This window comes from Ohtaekwangia sp. (assembly GCF_036568665.1).
Classification (GTDB): Bacteria; Bacteroidota; Bacteroidia; order Cytophagales; family Cyclobacteriaceae; genus Ohtaekwangia.
The window spans coordinates 1-17367 of record NZ_DATCSD010000152.1 but is presented as its reverse complement, the minus strand read 5'-3'; the positions used below and the strand labels follow the sequence as shown (position 1 = coordinate 17367).

The following is a 17367-nucleotide window of genomic DNA, read 5'->3' as shown; positions in this document are numbered from 1 at the left end:
TATACCTCACTTACCACTCCCCTTTTGCCGCAACGCCCGGGCAGCACGCGCTATAGTATAGAGTTCGTGTATCTCGTGGCGGGTATTGATATATAGTTTGAGCCGTTCATCTGACGGTGACGTATTGCGCACCTCCTGCGCCAGAAACTCAAAGAACAGCTCTCCCAGAAACGCATACGTATCCACACCAGCCGATACCTCGCATAGTGCTTCCAATATCTCGCGCTGGTTGGTATAAGGTATATTTTGGAGTTGGGCCTCGTGGTGCTGAGAGAGGGTGCGTTCGAGATGGTGGATGCGGGCTTCTAATTTTTTACGAAGATTTACTTTCGATGCACTCTTTTTCATACTGCTATTCAAACAACGACCCAATATAACCAAATCGGTTATATATAACCAAATTGGATAGGTAGATATTTGGATAGAATGGCAAAGAGAAAATCCAAATCAGAAAAACCAAAGTTAAACCGTATCAAAGAGGTATTGGAAGAGCAAGGTAAAACACAGACTTGGTTAGCGGAGAAATTAGATAAGGATTTTGTTACTGTTACTAGGTATGTAAATAATCATAGACAACCTTCACTTGAGGTATTATTTGAGATTGCAAAAGCATTGAAAGTAAATACCAAAGAATTGATTAATAGTTAAACGTTAGTGTTATTTTAAATATGATTAATAGAATCATAAATTCTACAAGGCACCCCCTAGAATTCGTCTTTCATTTCGCTCTACGAAACATATTTGCTATCGCTCAAACGAGAACCACAGGAGCACCGCAAGAACCTGATTTTATATTGGCGCTTGCGCAATTCTTACCGATGCATGCCAAAAATCTGCTACAAACAATGCTTCATTCTTATAATATAGATTTTAATATAATATCGGTCTATTGCCATCAGTCACCGATTGTAAAGCCGTTAACTGGCAACAAAGGGAGTGAAATTGGAGACCTTTTACTCTGCCACATCAATCATAACAAGGGCTCAATTACAAATAGGTGTATCCTCTTTCAATCAAAAATCGCGACTACCAATATACATCTGCTTACTCAGCCAGGAGACCTAAATCAACTTAAAATATACACAGATTGGCCTTTATTCGAATATTTTAAATTTAAATCTGATTTAGTAGGCACTCAAAGAGATATTAAACCCAAACAGCCACATATGGGCGCCCAGTATCTTATGATAGATAGTAAATCATCATCAAATCAAAAAGATTTTCCTTTTGGAACATCTGTAGCAAATCGTGAACTCTTTTTAAAAAATAACCTCTCGACAGAACTAGTCAATCTACTCGCGTTTGAAACCGGTTCTCCTTTTGATAAGCATGATTTATATAATCAAACCGATGATTGGAGTAAAATGATATGGGATCTACTCGTAACAGGATTGCAAAATGGTTTTTCACGAGCCAAGTCAGGTTTTCCAAGAGGAAGCGGTCCAAAAAGAACTTTCTCCGATTATAACGGGCTCTTAAGCTTTAGCTCTACATTGCATTCAATACACGCAAAGAGCATTCTCAAAAGTGCAATTAATAATAATAACTATAATCCTTTCAACCAGGATATCATTAACACACCGATACGGCCTGATGAATTATATTCAGAGAATATATATTCTCCATCCATTATACTAATAGAATCTTTCGAAGAATAGTTGGACTAAGTTTGATCTTCGAAGGAATAAAAGCTATATATAGGTACAGGTGCTGCGATCGGGGGATTTCTCAGTCGTGCCTCCTTCGAAATGACGGTAAAGCCAAAATACTCTTCCGCTCCCTATCAGAGCGGCTAAAACTTCAACGAATTTTTGGCGAGGTAGTAATTCTGGCAGTCGCCCGAAGCTTATAGGTAACACTAAACGTGAAGAGCAAATATACCGGGCATCACCCGAAGAGTTTTGAGAAGAGGCCCTTCTTTACTTTTTTTTCAACGCCCCATATAGGTTCATGATTGTGTACTCTGGCTGTGCCGAGGTCGGCACCAAATTTACCCCAGGCAAAACCAGCTCCTATAGGTTTGTTACGCAAGTCGGCAATGAAATAGTTATCGGGCAACGATGCTGCGAACTGTCGCAGTGTTTCATCTTCGCTATTTATAGCAGTGGCTTTATCAGTAAGACCAGGTTCTTCGCGCCATATCTTCCATACAGTCTTCTCATGCACGATATCATGGTGCGACTTATCTCCCCTCTTACCCGACTCATCTATATGAAAGAGAAATTGCGCCAGGTTATCGGAGTGCTTTACTATAACAGCCGGATCGTGACACACAAAGTATATATTTCCCCAATGGCCATTCTCATCAATACTCACTACCCAAAAGTTACCGAGACCATCACCCGCAAGAGAAACCGTATAGGGGAAAAATTCTTCAAAGCCAAACTCGTCCGTACCGGTAAAGATTACTTCTTCCAGTAAAGAGTTTACGGCAAAACCACTGGTATATTTCAGAAGCTCACGTATATCTTCCGGAATTTTACCACCCGGTAATTTAGCAGCAAATGCATCGATCTGTGCATCGGTTAATCCGGGTTTTAGTTCGAGCTGGTATACATCACCTTCTTCGGTGGTATATTTCTCGTGCTGTATATTTTTGAGTTGCTCCAGGGGTGTCATAATGTTAAGATAAATATGAAGTTTGGAAGTTGCAAGATGGAGAAGAAGCTGAAAGTGTAAGCTGAAAGCAGAACGTTACGCGGGGGATAAATCCAATGGCACAAAGTTTCACAGAGAAGACACGAAGGAACACAAAGAGCTAAACTCAATTTTCACTTCAGGCTTCTGTGAAAATCTGTTCCCGATAGCTATCGGGATGTGGGAAAAATTCGCTTTTCGCTTTAACTTACCGCCCCAAACCTGCAAGGACTTCAGAATCATGAAATACACAAGCTCTCTCGTAACGGTATACAGAACTTCTCTGCTACTTTTTGCATTACTGGCCTTCGGCCTCGCGGGCTGTAATCGCTGCGAGCACCCGGTATATTTCAACGTAATGTCGGTAGCAGTCGATTCTAAAATGGTGCTCGACATTGATGCAGGCGAGGTACACGAAACATACACTGTAACTGCCGGAACACAAGACCCTAAAAAACCGATGAAGCTCTTGAACAGCTATTGCTCGTCTGATAGTCTGATCCACGTAAAGTACACCCTCAACGGTATGGATACTGCTTTTGTAATTAATCGCAAGCAGGTAAAAGGCTGCCTGCTGGGCGACAAGCTAAGCGGCAAACCCGGAGTATACTACGAACCGCGCAGGCCGGAGGAAGAGCCTATCAGTTGCGCTACGTGCAATTAGAAGCGTAAAGTTGAAAGCAGAAAGTACAAAGCATGATGTACTAAGATTTCAACTTGCATTCAAAATCAGAAATCCAGTGGCACAAAGTTTCACGGAGAAGACACAAAGGAACTCAAAGAGAAAGCATACTCTTTAAGCTTTTAACTTTTAGCTTTGCATTTCTTCTGCGGGAAATATTCCTGCGTCTGTCTGCGAGTTCAGCGGGAAACAAAACTATATATAGCCAGGCTTCCGGACTTCCCGACTTTCCTGACTTCCCGTCTCCTCCTTTACAAATTCAAAAAGTATACATCACTATTATTTCACACTCGCATAATAACGCGAATACCGGTAGCACGCAGTCTGCAGGTTCCCGTTGCAGTTTGTAGAAACTTTATTTCTTCAACCAGCAGGTTATCAGCAAATAAATTATGTGTTCGTCCGTTTATAGCTGAAAGATTTTTTTGTGAATCGGGATTGTTTAAGCTTCGCGGTTTGTTCACTACTTTGATAACGCTACTGGAAATGGATACTTTGAAGATCGCGGGAACGGACGATACGCCCACGGTAACACTCAACAAAGCAGATGCAATTTTTGAATTGTCGGGGCGATCGCTGCCGGAAGATGCCCTGGCATTCTATGATCCTATCTTTCAATGGTTAAAGGTATATGGTGCTGCTCCCAATGCCTCCACTACATTTACGTTTAAACTCGATTACTTCAACACAGCGTCATCGAAAGTTATACTCGACCTGCTCTATCTTCTCAAAGACATTAAAGGCATGCGTATACTCTGGTACTCCGAAGAAGATGACGAAGAAATTCTCGATGCCGGAAAGGAATATGCAGAACAGGTAGACGTTCCGTTTGAGTTTAAAACTCTGGCAAGATAAGTTTGTTTCCCGCAGATCACGCGGATGAACGCAGATGAAATACAACTATCCGGGAACAGATTTTCACAGAAGAAATGCAAAGCATAAAGCTTAAAGAGTATACTATCCGGTTAACTCTTTGTATTTCTTCGTGTCTTTTCCGTGAAACTTTGTGTCACTGGAATTCAATCACGATTAACGGATAACTGTTAACGATTAACGAATCCTGTTCGCGCTTCACCCTTTATATTGTCAGAATCACACCCTGTCGTGGTGGTGTTTGCAGCGTAGTTTTGTTTTATCAATAACGGATAAACACAAACAGATATGCAAAAGATCACCCCATTCTTATGGTTCGACAGCCAGGCTGAAGAAGCTGTAAAATTTTATACTTCCATCTTTAAAGACTCTAAGGTCATCAGCACTTCATATTATGGTGAAGGTGGTCCGATGCCGAAAGACACTGTATTGGTTATTGCCTTTCAATTAAATGGCCAGGAGTATATGGCGCTTAACGGTGGAGCATACGTTAAATTTAACGAAGCTATATCGCTCGCAGTAAATTGTGAAACACAACAGGAGATCGATTACTACTGGGATAAATTATCAGCAGGAGGTTCGCTGCAACAATGCGGATGGCTCAAAGATAAATATGGACTCTCCTGGCAAGTGATGCCCAGTAAAACAGGTGAGTGGCTCAGTAACAAAGACCGTAAGAAGGCTGATCGTGTAATGGCGGCTGTTATGAAAATGGTAAAGCTCGACATGAAAGCGATGCAGGATGCATTCGATGGTAAATAATATATAGCGAATATATACTTTGATAATGCGCTGTACAACGCGAAGTGTGCAGCGTATTATGTTTCTATCGTCCGAAGGTTGTATATTACTTCTATATTTACCCTCCAGCCTATGCCCCCTCGTAAAACTGTAAAGCGCGCAGCAAAGAAAACAGCCACTAAGAAAATTGCCAGCAAGAAAACAGCCAGTAAAAAGATTATTACTCCAACACCTGTAACTGTTACTGCCAAACAATTCATTGAACGATTAAAGACTTATCAATCACCGGCAGAATTAAAAAAGTACGAGCGCTACTTTCGTTTCAGCGAGAGTGCGCCATTGAAGAATGATGTATTTATAGGTGTACGCATGGGGCAAGTATTTGCATTGGCGAAAGAGTTTATCGGTATGCCTTTGGCTGAGTTGGAAAAATTACTGGAAAGTAAAATTCACGAAGCACGTGCCGGTGCGCTTAGTATAATGGAGAAACAGGCTCGCAGTAAAAATCCGGTAAACACACTAGAGGAATTATACAACCTATATATCAGGCGACATGATCGCATCAACAACTGGGACCTGGTAGACCTGGCAGCCTATCACGTAGTAGGGCGCTACCTGGAAGATAAAACACGGGATATACTCTATACCTTGGCTAAATCTGCAAACACGTGGGAACGCCGCACAGCTATTGTAAGCACTGCGCACTTTATTCGTAAAGGTGATCTGGCCGATGCATTTCAGATCTCCGAAGTATTGATGCAGGAGCCGGAAGACCTTGTGCACAAAGGCATGGGCTGGATGCTGCGCTTTGCCGGTTCAAAAGATCAAAAGCAACTGCTCGCATTTCTTGATAAGCACGCTGCGCATATGCCCCGCGTTGCGCTTCGCTATTCTATAGAGCACCTCAGCAAAAAACAACGGGATCACTACTTGTCGATGAAAGATAAGTGATTGTGATAACTACCATTATTTTATTTTTGAAAGTTCGAGCCGAATGTTTTTTACCGCTTCTTCATTGGCATCTATCCGGTCGAGTATAGATTCAACTTCCCGTTCGAGTTTTTCAATAATTATACCCTGATCTCTTACCTGTTGTTCGCGTTCATCAGCCGTTCGTAGCAACTGATATTGTTTTATCGTAGCCAGTTTATCTTTCGCAGCTTCCAGGTCTGCTTTAAAGATCATGAGCCGGTTGTCGAGTCCTTCCTGCTCAGATTCAATATCAGCCAGCGAATCTTCCAGCGATTGTATTTTATCCAATCGCATACGCACAGCATGTTCAGTAGCTATACGAATAGAATCTTCGCGCATCTTTTGTTGAGCCAGTTCTTTTGCCCGATTTCCGCAGGAGGTAATCAAATATACCATGGCCAGTATATATACCGATCTGATGATTTGTAAACGTTTAGATAGGAAAAACACAGAAGTAAAAAATTGCTGCATACAAAGTATATATTTACAGATAACAGGAATAACTATTTTCGCTTCAGCGCATAACAGGCTTTAGCTACAAGAAAGATTATTAATCGCACAACATTGTATACAATCAACACACCTACTATGGCTATACCCAATACCAATAGAAACGGAAGCGCATTTTTACCTCCACCTCCACGATAGCGAAGGCCTGGTATACCGGTTTTAAAAGTAAACCCACGCGAGCCTATAGAACCGTAACGTGTTCTATAACTGGCAGACACACCGGTATTATTGATGTTAACACCAACACCCTTCCCCAGATTGATTCGCCTTTGAAACCAGAAGCCCATAGCTTGTTGCGCTCGTTATAGTATACTTAACGTGAACCAAAACTGCCGGGAATATGGCGATAGACAAACCTGATCTTCCGAAGCATACAATATAGTTTCCGGAAGCAGCTTCTGTACTTCCCGGCAATAGGCCCACCGTTATCAGCCGGGGCGTCAGCAACAACAGTCATTTCCTCTTTATATACCTTGCGGGCGTATCAATCATCCGGCACATTAGCCGAATTACCTTATATTGCACCCGGTAGTAAACCCCTGCTTACCATGTCTGTTTCTCAAAGTCGTTCGGGTATAGTGCTGTTGCCGGCAGTGCTTTTTACCATTGTATTGTTATTCGGGAATGGTTGTTCCTCGCAGTTATTCGCACAGTCGCGCAATGATGAGTATCGCGATAAATACCGGCAGCGACTTCGTGAAGCGGATAGTCTGGCTTTGACCCGCAAGAGAAATATAATCAAGAGCGATGTGCTCGGTGTTATGAGCGGATACTTTAACGTTACTTACGAGCGTCTTGCACAACGTGCACCGCGAAGCCTGGTGCTTACTGCCGAATATGATATATTCTCCTATGAAGAATTTGATTTCAAGGGAGTATCATTTCAACCGGCACTGCGCTATTATCTCAATAAAAACCGGCAACCACCCGCAGGGTACTATGCACAGCCCTTTGCTATATATTCCGATTTTAAAGTTACTGACACCAGCCGTGGCAACAGTGCACACATTAACCAGGTAGGCGGTGGGTTGGATCTTGGCTGGCAATGGGTAATAGCGGAAAGACTTACGATCGATACTTATATCGGGGGTGTATATGTAGAAACTTCCGTGAGAGGATCACTCAGTCATGATGCTATTCGTTCCTTCCAGCCGCTCGTTGGTGTAAACTGCGGATTTATATTCGGCTCACCGGGTCAACGCTAAATACTATATACATGAAAAAGCCCTGCACGGATGCAAGGCTTTTCAAAGCATGTGTTCCTCGTTCAGCTATAGCTGAACAAGCAGCAGCGATTACTTCACATGTTTGCTTACGATCTTTGCCAGATCGAACATGGAGATTTGGCCTTTGCCGCCAAACACTGCTTTCAATTTTTCATCTCCGTTGATCATGCGTCTGTTCTTCTTGTCCTGGAGATTGTTCTTTTTGATATAATCCCAGATCTTCTTCACGATCTCAGTTCTTGGTAAAGGTTTGTTGCCAATCACTGCAGCAAGTGTAGCACTGGGAGTAAGAGGTGCCATGAAAGCAGCATTAGGCTTGCGCTTCTTAGCGGCCTTTTTTGCTGGTGCTTTCTTAGCTGATTTTTTTGCAGCCTTCTTAGGGGCCGCCTTCTTAACTGCTTTCTTAGCAGTTTTCTTCTTCGCTGTTTTTGCCATAGCGTTTCAGTTTTTAAAGATGGTACATTCAAAATAACCAGCACTAAAGTAATGAAAGTTTTATCGTTACACCAACACCATCATTTTACTTTTATAAATATCACCTTCGGCAAAGTCAATATCCAAAGGACTTTCCGGTGTTTTCATTGGAGAAATGAAGTGTTCTCATAGGGGAAAACACATGCTATCAACTTCTGTTCACACCCCACAAACGTGTCGTTACAACGCGCATTTCCCAATGAAAAACTCGATTTTCCCAATGAAAACAAGGTGAATGATCACTTTTCTCATTGGAGAAACGTGCATCACACTCTCGGCAAATGCTTGCTGACATTTGCTTTTCACTATGCTGATCATAGCAGCCGACTGCGTTTTTCCCAATGAAAAAATATTTTCAGAAAATGTTCTTGCACCGTCTTTCATTGGAGAAAATCATAAAAAAATCTTCCGAGTGAGCACTATTCCTCCCGTTATAATACCTCGATCCTGTTATAAACTATCACTATCTCCCAATGAAAAAGGCACAAAGCTCTTTGTGAAAAAGAACCTTGCGCCTTTCAGGAGCTTGCTGTTTAACAGTGGTTATTCTGAACGAAGACTCTCTATGGGGTTGGCCAGCGCTGCGCGAATTGCCTGGTAGCTAACAGTAAGCAGCGTAATACTTAATGCGCCTAAGCCTGCCGTTGCAAACACCCACCACCCTATGTTGGTGCGATAGGCGTAGTGTTCCAGACCTTTATACAATATGTAGTAAGCTAATGGCGTAGCAATGATGCATGAAAGTATTACCAGTATAACAAACTCGCGCGACAGCATACGCCACAGGCTTATTACTGATGCGCCCAACACTTTACGAATACCAATCTCTTTGGTGCGTTGCTCTGCTACAAAAGAAGCGAGCCCAAACAAACCCAGGCAACTGATAGCAATAGCCAGGCAGGTAAACACTGCTGCCAGCTTGCCAACACGTTCTTCCGTAGAAAACTTGGCTGCATATTCTTCATCAGCAAAGGTATAATCGAATGGTATATCCGGAATTACCTTGGCAAACACTTGTCCGATCTTCGGCAAGGCTTCGCTTACACTTACTGCAGGATTGATCTTTACCAGCAGCACACGTTCATACCCGATGGTAAAATATATAGTAGGTTTCACCGGCTCGAAGGGAGAACCCATCACCATATCGTTGATTACACCTACCACCGTAAAATTGGTATTGGTTCCCCAGGCGCGATTATCCCAATGAATAACTTTACCAATGGGATCTTTCAGTCCCATATACTTTACAGCCGATTCGTTCAGCACTATTGCGGAAGAGTCGCTGGCTATATCTGCAGAGAAATCGCGCCCCTCTGTAAAATGCCAGCCTACAGTCTTGCCAAACTCCGGAGATACATTTAATGTAGCAAAGCTCTCTTCCAGGTCGGGGTCTTTGCCTTCCCATGTAAAGCCACCGTTGTTAGACCATATCGCTGTTACATCGCCTCCTGATTCTGCTACTTCTGTTACCATACCGGTATTCTTCAATTCCGCACGCAATACATCGCCCTTCGTATTGAAGTCATTCGACTTCTTGCGGATCATCAACAATCCCTCGCGACTATATCCTACCGGGCGATCTTTCACATACATCAGCTGATGGTATATAGAGACAGTACATACAATCAACACAACCGAGACCGTAAATTGTATTACTACCAATATTCTTCTTGGCACAGAGGAGAAACGACTGGCACGAAATGTTCCTTTCAGGATGCTCACCGGATTAAACGAGGAGAGGTATAAGGCCGGGTAGCTCCCGGCAAGCAAACCTGTAATGACTATAAATATACCCACACTTGCCCAGAACCACGACTGCTGCCAGGGCATGCTCACATCTTTACCGGCAAGTTCATTAAACCAGGGAAGCATGAGCATTACGATCGAGACAGACACTACAAAGGCAAGCGCCACCACCAGGAATGATTCGCTGAAGAACTGACTCACCAGCTGCCTGCGTATAGAACCCATCGTTTTACGAATGCCCACTTCCCTGGCGCGCTTCTCCGATCGCGCAGTGCTCAGGTTCATAAAGTTGATACAGGCCAGCAGCAATACAAATATACCGATGGCACCAATGAACCACACAAGCTGCACGGGGCCACTCTGCAGTTCGCCATCCTTGAAATCCGAAAACAAATGCCAGTCAGCCATCGGGAGCAGCAGTATATCCATATCATACTTCAGCTCATCTTTCATATAGTCTATATCTTTAATCACCTTCATCTCCGCCTTGCGGATATTAGCACCGGCCTGCTCCATAGTAACATTGGGCGCCAGCTCTACATACACAAACAAAAAGTGATTATCCCATCCCTGGTCTTTTATCCACGAAGCATCCTCTACATAAAAATCCCAGGGCTCAAAGAATTGTATACCATAGAACTCCGTGTTCTTCGGAAAGTCTTCATATACTCCCGTAACTACAACATCCGTATTGTTGTTTATCTTCATCGCTTGTCCTACAGGGTCTACATTACCAAACATTGCTTCAGCTGTAGACGCTGATATCATAATGGAGTGCAGATCTTTCAGTCCAGTGGTAGTTCCATACTTCATTCGCCACGTAAACATTTCCGGAGCCTCATCTCCTATATACATACCGGTTTTGGTAATTTTCTTCTCAGGAGTAGATAACACGCCTCTCCATCCGCCCGGGCCGGATATAGGCACTACGTGTTTGAAGTTTGATCCATAGCTGGTTTCGAGTTCCTCTATGAGCGGATAAGGAAGATACTTCTGACCTTTATAATATTTACCATCAAAATTACCCGCCTTTGTTACCTGCGCTATGCGATCGTAGTTTTCATAATAGCGATTGAACGACAGCTCATCATATACCCATAGTCCTATTATAATAGCGACCGTCATACCTGCCGCCAGACCTCCTATATTGATTACCGAATATCCTTTGTTCTTCAGGAGATTCCTGATACCGATCTTGAAATAACTTTTGATCATGCCATATTGATTTACGTGATTATATTCTTTTACCGGCCTGATAATGCCCGGCCGAAACAGCAGCAGTACATCTGCTATAAATTGAACGTCAGCTTTTCGTTTACCCGATCCTTCGCATCGCTCATAGTATAGCTCCATCAGATCACCTTCTATATGATCCTTCAGATCCGGATGGCAATACCAGCGGAAGAAGCGAAGAAAAAGTCTGGGAGGAGACATAGTCGTTAGTCGTTATTGGTTAAGCGTTAGTCGCGAGTGTGTGAGTGATGGAGCTTTTATGAAAGTATATATACTGAACATTTTATTGGCAGTGAACTATAAACCGTGAACCTGAAACATTGAACGTAAACCATAAACTGAATATCGAACTAGGAACACCGAATGTAAAAGTAAACTACACATTGCCAATAATTACTCGGATCGCAAGCTCTTTACCGGACTTGCTACTGCAGCCTTGATCGACTGGAAACTTACCGTTACCAGCGCTATAATAAAGGCTCCGGTTATGGTAAGCACGAATATATACCAGGGCAATGCTGTGCGATAATTATAGTGCTGCAGCCACTGTTGCATAAAGGAAACTGACAGCGGTATAGCGATAGCGCACGAGACAATAACGAGTATAATAAAGTCTTTCGACAGCAACTGCCAGAGGCTGGCTACGGATGCTCCCATGGTTTTACGTATACCAATCTCTTTGGTACGCTGCTCCGTTACGAATGACGCCAACCCGAACAAACCCATAGACGAAATGAAAATAGCGAGTATAGAAAAAAAGCTGGCAAGATTACCGATGCGTTCTTCTTCGGCAAACTTGTATTCATACTCATCGTCTACAAAGCGAAATACAAACGGTGCACTGGGATTATGTTTTCGAAATATACTCTCGATCTTCGTCAATGCCTCGCGCATGGGTGCATCTGGTTTGATACGCATCGTTATAACACCCAGCCAGCCGCGTGTAAAAAATATAGTGGGCTCGATAGGATCGTACGGAGACTGTGTAACCATATCGTTCACTATACCGACAATGGTATACTCTTTCTCTCCATGCTTTACGGTTTTACCAATGGGCTCCTTAAATGCTATAATGCGTGCAGCCGTCTCGTTGAGCAACACAGCCGATGAATCGCTGGCCATTTCATTGGAGAAATCACGACCTTCTTTGACCGTCCAGCCAACCGTGACACCAAACTCCGGAGTTATACTCACATTACGGAAGAAAGGAGTAAGCTCATTCTTGCCCGGCCAATCAATCGAAGTATTATTTGCAAACTTAGCCGGTGATTGTGATGCACGCGTCATGTTCTCCAGCACACCTGTCTGCATCAGGTCTGTGCGCAATGCTTCGTAATGATTATAGAGCTCGGGTGTATTGATATTGGAAGATATAAGTCCGTGGCGGCTATATCCAACCGGGCGATCTTTCGCAAACTGTATCTGCTGAAATACGATGATCGTACTGATAACAAGTGTAATGGATACGGTGAATTGTACTACTACCAATACCTTGCGCGGAAGTGACGCCAGTCGTCCTGCACGGAATGTTCCCTTCAGCACTTTCGCTGGTTTGAACGAGGAGAGGTAGAAGGCCGGGTAACTTCCGGATATAATACCCGAAAACAACGTGAAGCCTGTCAGCAGCAACCAAAATACAGGGCTGCTCCACGGAACCGACATTCGCTTACCTGCCAATGTATTGAAAAAGGGCAACGCAGCCTGCACCAATACCAATGCAATACATAAAGCAGCAAGTGCAACTACTACAGACTCTGTAAGAAACTGTCCTATAATCTGCTTACGAAGCGAACCAATGGTTTTACGAATACCAACTTCTTTTGCGCGCTTCTCGCTGCGGGCGGTAGACAGATTCATGAAGTTGATACACGCCAGCAGCAATACAAATATACCGATGATACCAAAGAGCCATACAAATTGAATCAACCCGCCTGATACTTCACCATTCTCAAATTCACTATATAAATGCAGTCTATCCACCGGGTGGAGTAAAAGTTCTTCTTTTACTTCCGACACATAGGGCGTGGGTATATTTCTGATCTTCCGGTTTACCTGGTCTATATCAGCATGTTCTTCCAGCTGGGCAAACAACTGGCATGAATGGTTGTCCCACTCGGTTATACTATTTACCCAGTTCTGACGGTTGTTCCAAGATAGCAGGAACTTTGTTCCGGCAAATGTAGTGTTGGCAGGGAGGTCTTCATAAACACCTCCCACGGTCATATCAAAATGATTGTCAATACGCACGGTTTTATTCAATGCGTCTTCATCACCAAATAACGCTTTGGCTAATGATTTACTCAGCAGCATGGTAGAGGCATCCTTCAACGCATCGCGTCTTCCGGACAACATATCGAGCGTGAACATTTCAGGAAACGCGTGTTCCACCCATCGTCCAGGCTCTGCTAATTTTATATCCTTTACGGATACGATTCGTTCATCGTTCCACGATACGAGCGACAATGCTTTGAAGTCGTTACCATATTTTGTTCGCAGCGGATCAACAATGACAGGTGCAATTGTTCCACCGGTATAGGTTTCCCCCTTTCCGGTTTGCAGCAGCATTACCTGCGAAAGCTTACTGTGATTTTTAAAGTATGAATCGAACGAAACCTCATCTGAAATCCAGAGGCCAATCAGTATAGCCACCATCATACCAATCGCCAGTCCACCTATATTAATAAAGGAGTAACCTTTATTTCTGACGATGTTTCTCCAACCAATTCTAAAGTAATTTTTTAACATACCATAATGATTTATGTGCGTGTATTTTTCAGCGGGCCGTATTATACCAGGACGAAAAAGCAATAACACATCAATAATGAACTGTATATCTGCATATCGCTTGCTACTCCGGGCATCATACCGCTCATAGTATAGCTCCATCAGATCACCCTCTATATAATCTCTCAGCTTCGGATGGCAATACCAGCGGAAGAAGCGAAGAAAAAGCCTGGGAGGATGCATATCCGTTATTGGTTAAGCGTTAACAGTTAATTGTGGGTGTGGGAAGTGTGAGTGACGGAGAATTTTTTTTATAAGAAGTATATATACCGATCATCTTTATTAGCAGGAGAACCTTGAACTTTAAACTCAGGCCATAAACTGAATATCGAATATCGAACAAGGAACACCGAATGCAGAAGTAATGATTATCGTTGTTCTTTACGGTTAACGATTAACCATTAGCGGTCAACGATTAACGACTATAGGATTCAGCGCGACCTTTGGTATAGCACGCCAGAGATCATCGCGGGTACTCTTGGTATACTCCATCGCTCTTTTACCGAGGGCAGTTATCTGGAAATATTTCTTGGGGCGACCGGCACGCTCTTCTGTCGCTTCTCCATCGTGCGATTTGATATAGCCTTTGTCTTCCAGTCGTTTGAGTGCTGTGTGCAGGGCACCCATACTTACTTTACGCGCCAGTCGTGATTCGATCTCTTTCTTAATAGAAACGCCATAGGCTTCATTATATAGCACACCTATCGTGAGGATGACGATCTCTTCAAATTCACCCAGTTGATATTTCTTCATGGCATCGAGGTTATTTTCCTAAATGTAGGAATAATAATTATGCCAAATTGAAAGTATAGGAATACGAGGCAGAAATCGCGTATGGATGCTGAGTGATTGTTCGATAGCGAACGGGGAGCGAACAGTTTCATTAACAGACGGAACGTCCGGAAGACAGGAAGTCGGGAAGAAGTTTGTGCTATATATAGTAAAGTTTTTGCTTCCCGCAGATCTCGCTGATCAACGCAGATTAAATGCAAGCTTAAAGTATAAGCAGAAAGTTGAAAGCGAACGGCATCTCACTTTACACTTTCTGCTTTACGCTTTCAGCTTCTCTTACTGTGGAAATGTAATCGTAAACACGGAGCCCTCTCCTAATGACGACTCTACAGAAATTTCTCCGCCCATAATGTCTACCTGTGTTTTTACGAGGAACAAGCCCAGGCCGCGACCATTGGAGTTATAGGTGAAGCGCTGGTATAGGCGGAATATTTTGTTCATGGCCAGCTTCAGATCTATCCCTATACCATTGTCTATAAATTGTATTCTTACCTGGCTGCCAACGATAGTACAGGTTATTTTTATAAACGGCCCTGCCTTTGGTCGAGAGTAGCGGATTGCATTTTGAATAAGATTGTAAAATATACTTTGCGTGTATGACTTCGATCCACGGATGGTATGGAACTCAAACTTTGTAACGTCAACAAATATACCACTGGTGCGTATCTCTTCTTCCAGTAGCATCAGTGCTTTATCCAGCACCGGCTTTAACTCCACCTCCTCGAAGAAATCGGGAGAAGTTTTTTTTATACTGAGAATTTTATTGAGGTCTTTTGTTACTTCATCCAGGTCATTTACAGAACTCTTCATGTGTACAAGAAATGAGTTCAGGTCTTCTTTACTCAACTCCCGCTGCGATAGCAACTCTGTAAGTCCTTTAATGCGTGCTACCGGTCCTCGGAAATTGTGCGCTGTTATAAAGGAGAATTGCTCAAGCTGCACATTTTGTTCCAGCAAGTCCTGGTTAAGCAACTGTATATCTTTGGTGCGATCGTCTACCTTGCGTTCCAGTTCATTGCTTAGCTCCATCAGTTGCAATTGCTGCTGTTCCAGTTGCAGATTCTTATCAACCAGTAATTCGGTTTGTCGCGTAAGCTCTCCATTCTGGGCACTGATCTGATCATTCTTTATCTCCACTTCCTGCGTCCGTTCCTTTACCAGTTTATTCAGTGTAAGATTTACATGCGTTAGATACTTGAGTCGTATGCGATAGGTCGCATATATACCGGCCAGTGCAATAATAAAGAACAACGCGATCACCGGAGTCTTTCGCCAGAACGGAGGGGATATATTTATCGTAAGGCTACACGCTATACCCCATGAACTGCCGGGCTTGCGCGCGCGCATCTTTACCTGGTGGCGTCCCATCGGAAGATTGATGAACTCCAGGTTTCTGCGGTTGCCTATATCATGCCACTCACCATTATCAACGGAATATTGAAAATTCAATTTCCGCGGCTGTTTGAAATCTACCGAAGTAAATTCAAGTGTTATATCATTAAGTCGCCAGGTAGAAATCAATTCGTCTGTAACATGGATACTTTCCTGCTGGGTATAATTGTGTTCCTGTGGCGGGTGATCATTTATAGCCAGCTCATTGATCATTACGGTGGGTGCATTGCTCGGTATCAGTACTTTCTCCGGATCGAAGAACGTAAGGCCATCTATACCACCAAAGTATATCTTGCCATAGATAGAACGAAAGTATGCACCCGTGTTAAATTCATTCCCCTGCAAACCATCGAGGTAATCAAAATTACGAAAGGTTTTCTTGCGCGGATCGAATGCAGAAATTCCCATGTTCGTGCTCAGCCAGAGTATACCCATGTTGTCTTCGATAATACCGTAGATCACATTGTTGGGTAAACCATCGCCCAGATCGTAAGTCGTAAAAGTACTGTCGCCTTCATTGAATTTACACAGCCCGCCTCCCCAGGTGCCTACCCACAGGTTATGCAGGTGATCGGAGAATATACATTTCACATTATCAACCGGCAATCCATGTACTTCCCCCGATCGGCTTCTAAAGTGTTTCTGTAATCTACCATCCCTTGTAAAAACACGCAGCCCGTCTTTACCGGCAACCCACAGATTGTTTTTTGTTACCTGTATAGCAAATACTACATCCGGTAATTGAGAAGCCGGGATTAATAACTCCGATACATGTGTCGCTTTGCTGAACAAATATATACCCTGCATGCGTGTAGCCAGTGCGATAGTCTGTTCGTCCCAATCGGCAATGTCGTACATCGGGCCGGGATTAAACGCTATTGGTATAAATCTGCTATCACGATAATTATAAAACCCCGCTGCTGTAGATACCCATATATCACCTCGTGCATCGGCCTTGATCTTATACACCAGGTTCATCTCCTTGTCGGAGAAGAAAGTGTTCACTACGCCCCTCCGCATATCCACAAGATTTAGTCCACGCGATGTTCCTATGAACAATGTGGAGTCGTCATGTGTAAAAATAGTGGAGATATAGTTGGTGGATAACGGCAATGGAGACTGCTCCCCGAGATAGGAGAATGCGCTCACATCCGGGTTATACTTATTAAGTCCGTAACCAAACGTACCAATCCATATCACATGGTCACGTGTCTGGTATAGTAACTGCGCTTTATCTTCGGAAAGACTAAAACCATTGTCGCGTTCGTGCGATAGTATATACTTTACCGTTTTATCGTCACGATC

General features: G+C 43.3%; 17 protein-coding genes. 7 read left to right on the top strand and 10 right to left on the bottom strand.

Translation table 11 applies throughout. From position 1 onward, the window contains the following. Nucleotides 1-6: 6 nt before the first annotated feature. Nucleotides 7-348, bottom strand: coding sequence for a hypothetical protein (locus tag VIN08_RS08590; protein WP_331963167.1), 342 nt, complete (start codon nt 346-348; stop codon nt 7-9). A 78-nt stretch (nt 349-426) separates the two neighbouring features. Here VIN08_RS08590 and VIN08_RS08585 point away from each other — a divergent pair, with 78 nt between their 5' ends. Continuing rightward, the gene (locus VIN08_RS08585; protein WP_331963164.1) at nt 427-648 is read left to right on the top strand and encodes a helix-turn-helix transcriptional regulator; all 222 of its coding nucleotides are present in this window, start codon (nt 427-429) and stop codon (nt 646-648) included. A 20-nt stretch (nt 649-668) separates the two neighbouring features. Beyond that, complete coding sequence (locus VIN08_RS08580; RefSeq protein WP_331963161.1) at nt 669-1658, top strand: hypothetical protein; 990 nt, start codon at nt 669-671, stop codon at nt 1656-1658. Nucleotides 1659-1887: 229 nt separating this feature from the next. On the opposite strand, the gene VIN08_RS08575 is transcribed toward VIN08_RS08580, so the two are convergent. After that, the gene (locus VIN08_RS08575) at nt 1888-2619 is read right to left on the bottom strand and encodes an SMI1/KNR4 family protein (protein ID WP_331963158.1); all 732 of its coding nucleotides are present in this window, start codon (nt 2617-2619) and stop codon (nt 1888-1890) included. Between the two features lie 259 nt (nt 2620-2878). Here VIN08_RS08575 and VIN08_RS08570 point away from each other — a divergent pair, with 259 nt between their 5' ends. The 4 genes from VIN08_RS08570 (at nt 2879) to VIN08_RS08555 (ending at nt 5884) form a co-directional block, all read left to right on the top strand. Then, a complete protein-coding gene (locus VIN08_RS08570; protein ID WP_331963155.1) occupies nt 2879-3301 on the top strand; it encodes a hypothetical protein in 423 nt (140 codons plus the stop codon). 504 nt (nt 3302-3805) lie between these two features. Further along, nucleotides 3806-4174: a DUF1987 domain-containing protein gene (locus tag VIN08_RS08565; protein ID WP_331963149.1), complete on the top strand. Its 369-nt coding sequence runs from the start codon at nt 3806-3808 to the stop codon at nt 4172-4174. 306 nt (nt 4175-4480) lie between these two features. Then, nucleotides 4481-4954 carry a VOC family protein gene (locus tag VIN08_RS08560; protein ID WP_331963146.1) on the top strand — a complete coding sequence of 158 codons (474 nt, stop codon included), beginning with the start codon at nt 4481-4483 and terminating at the stop codon, nt 4952-4954. 111 nt (nt 4955-5065) lie between these two features. Beyond that, nucleotides 5066-5884 carry a DNA alkylation repair protein gene (locus VIN08_RS08555; RefSeq protein ID WP_331963144.1) on the top strand — a complete coding sequence of 273 codons (819 nt, stop codon included), beginning with the start codon at nt 5066-5068 and terminating at the stop codon, nt 5882-5884. A gap of 15 nt (nt 5885-5899) precedes the next feature. Here the strand turns inward: VIN08_RS08555 and VIN08_RS08550 are convergent, their stop codons facing one another. After that, the gene (locus VIN08_RS08550; protein WP_331963141.1) at nt 5900-6355 is read right to left on the bottom strand and encodes a hypothetical protein; all 456 of its coding nucleotides are present in this window, start codon (nt 6353-6355) and stop codon (nt 5900-5902) included. Nucleotides 6356-6408: 53 nt separating this feature from the next. Beyond that, nucleotides 6409-6702: a DUF4236 domain-containing protein gene (locus VIN08_RS08545; RefSeq protein ID WP_331963139.1), complete on the bottom strand. Its 294-nt coding sequence runs from the start codon at nt 6700-6702 to the stop codon at nt 6409-6411. 261 nt (nt 6703-6963) lie between these two features. Here VIN08_RS08545 and VIN08_RS08540 point away from each other — a divergent pair, with 261 nt between their 5' ends. Continuing rightward, nucleotides 6964-7620, top strand: coding sequence for a DUF3575 domain-containing protein (locus VIN08_RS08540; RefSeq protein WP_331963137.1), 657 nt, complete (start codon nt 6964-6966; stop codon nt 7618-7620). 90 nt (nt 7621-7710) lie between these two features. On the opposite strand, the gene VIN08_RS08535 is transcribed toward VIN08_RS08540, so the two are convergent. The 6 genes from VIN08_RS08535 to VIN08_RS08510 all read right to left on the bottom strand — a co-directional run. Further along, nucleotides 7711-8076 carry an SWIB/MDM2 domain-containing protein gene (locus tag VIN08_RS08535; protein ID WP_331963134.1) on the bottom strand — a complete coding sequence of 122 codons (366 nt, stop codon included), beginning with the start codon at nt 8074-8076 and terminating at the stop codon, nt 7711-7713. A 219-nt stretch (nt 8077-8295) separates the two neighbouring features. Next, nucleotides 8296-8499, bottom strand: a complete 204-nt coding sequence (locus tag VIN08_RS08530; RefSeq protein ID WP_331963131.1) for a hypothetical protein — start codon at nt 8497-8499, stop codon at nt 8296-8298. 159 nt (nt 8500-8658) lie between these two features. Further along, entirely contained in the window at nt 8659-11295 is a 2637-nt protein-coding gene (locus VIN08_RS08525; RefSeq protein ID WP_331963128.1) for an ABC transporter permease, read from the bottom strand. Between the two features lie 192 nt (nt 11296-11487). Beyond that, nucleotides 11488-14061: an ABC transporter permease gene (locus VIN08_RS08520; RefSeq protein ID WP_331963125.1), complete on the bottom strand. Its 2574-nt coding sequence runs from the start codon at nt 14059-14061 to the stop codon at nt 11488-11490. 225 nt (nt 14062-14286) lie between these two features. Then, complete coding sequence (locus VIN08_RS08515) at nt 14287-14631, bottom strand: PadR family transcriptional regulator (RefSeq protein ID WP_331963123.1); 345 nt, start codon at nt 14629-14631, stop codon at nt 14287-14289. A gap of 315 nt (nt 14632-14946) precedes the next feature. Then, on the bottom strand, nt 14947-17367 hold a 2421-nt coding region (locus VIN08_RS08510; RefSeq protein ID WP_331963120.1), incomplete at its 5' end, for an ATP-binding protein.

Coding starts and splice junctions, on each gene's coding strand:
- VIN08_RS08580 (WP_331963161.1), top strand. CDS start 669: ATGATTAATAGAATCATAAATTCTACAAGGCACCCCCTAGAATTCGTC.
- VIN08_RS08545 (WP_331963139.1), bottom strand. CDS start 6,702: ATGGGCTTCTGGTTTCAAAGGCGAATCAATCTGGGGAAGGGTGTTGGT.
- VIN08_RS08540 (WP_331963137.1), top strand. CDS start 6,964: ATGTCTGTTTCTCAAAGTCGTTCGGGTATAGTGCTGTTGCCGGCAGTG.
- VIN08_RS08530 (WP_331963131.1), bottom strand. CDS start 8,499: ATGAAAGACGGTGCAAGAACATTTTCTGAAAATATTTTTTCATTGGGA.
- VIN08_RS08565 (WP_331963149.1), top strand. CDS start 3,806: ATGGATACTTTGAAGATCGCGGGAACGGACGATACGCCCACGGTAACA.
- VIN08_RS08575 (WP_331963158.1), bottom strand. CDS start 2,619: ATGACACCCCTGGAGCAACTCAAAAATATACAGCACGAGAAATATACC.
- VIN08_RS08570 (WP_331963155.1), top strand. CDS start 2,879: ATGAAATACACAAGCTCTCTCGTAACGGTATACAGAACTTCTCTGCTA.
- VIN08_RS08535 (WP_331963134.1), bottom strand. CDS start 8,076: ATGGCAAAAACAGCGAAGAAGAAAACTGCTAAGAAAGCAGTTAAGAAG.
- VIN08_RS08525 (WP_331963128.1), bottom strand. CDS start 11,295: ATGTCTCCTCCCAGACTTTTTCTTCGCTTCTTCCGCTGGTATTGCCAT.
- VIN08_RS08590 (WP_331963167.1), bottom strand. CDS start 348: ATGAAAAAGAGTGCATCGAAAGTAAATCTTCGTAAAAAATTAGAAGCC.
- VIN08_RS08515 (WP_331963123.1), bottom strand. CDS start 14,631: ATGAAGAAATATCAACTGGGTGAATTTGAAGAGATCGTCATCCTCACG.
- VIN08_RS08520 (WP_331963125.1), bottom strand. CDS start 14,061: ATGCATCCTCCCAGGCTTTTTCTTCGCTTCTTCCGCTGGTATTGCCAT.
- VIN08_RS08585 (WP_331963164.1), top strand. CDS start 427: ATGGCAAAGAGAAAATCCAAATCAGAAAAACCAAAGTTAAACCGTATC.
- VIN08_RS08560 (WP_331963146.1), top strand. CDS start 4,481: ATGCAAAAGATCACCCCATTCTTATGGTTCGACAGCCAGGCTGAAGAA.
- VIN08_RS08555 (WP_331963144.1), top strand. CDS start 5,066: ATGCCCCCTCGTAAAACTGTAAAGCGCGCAGCAAAGAAAACAGCCACT.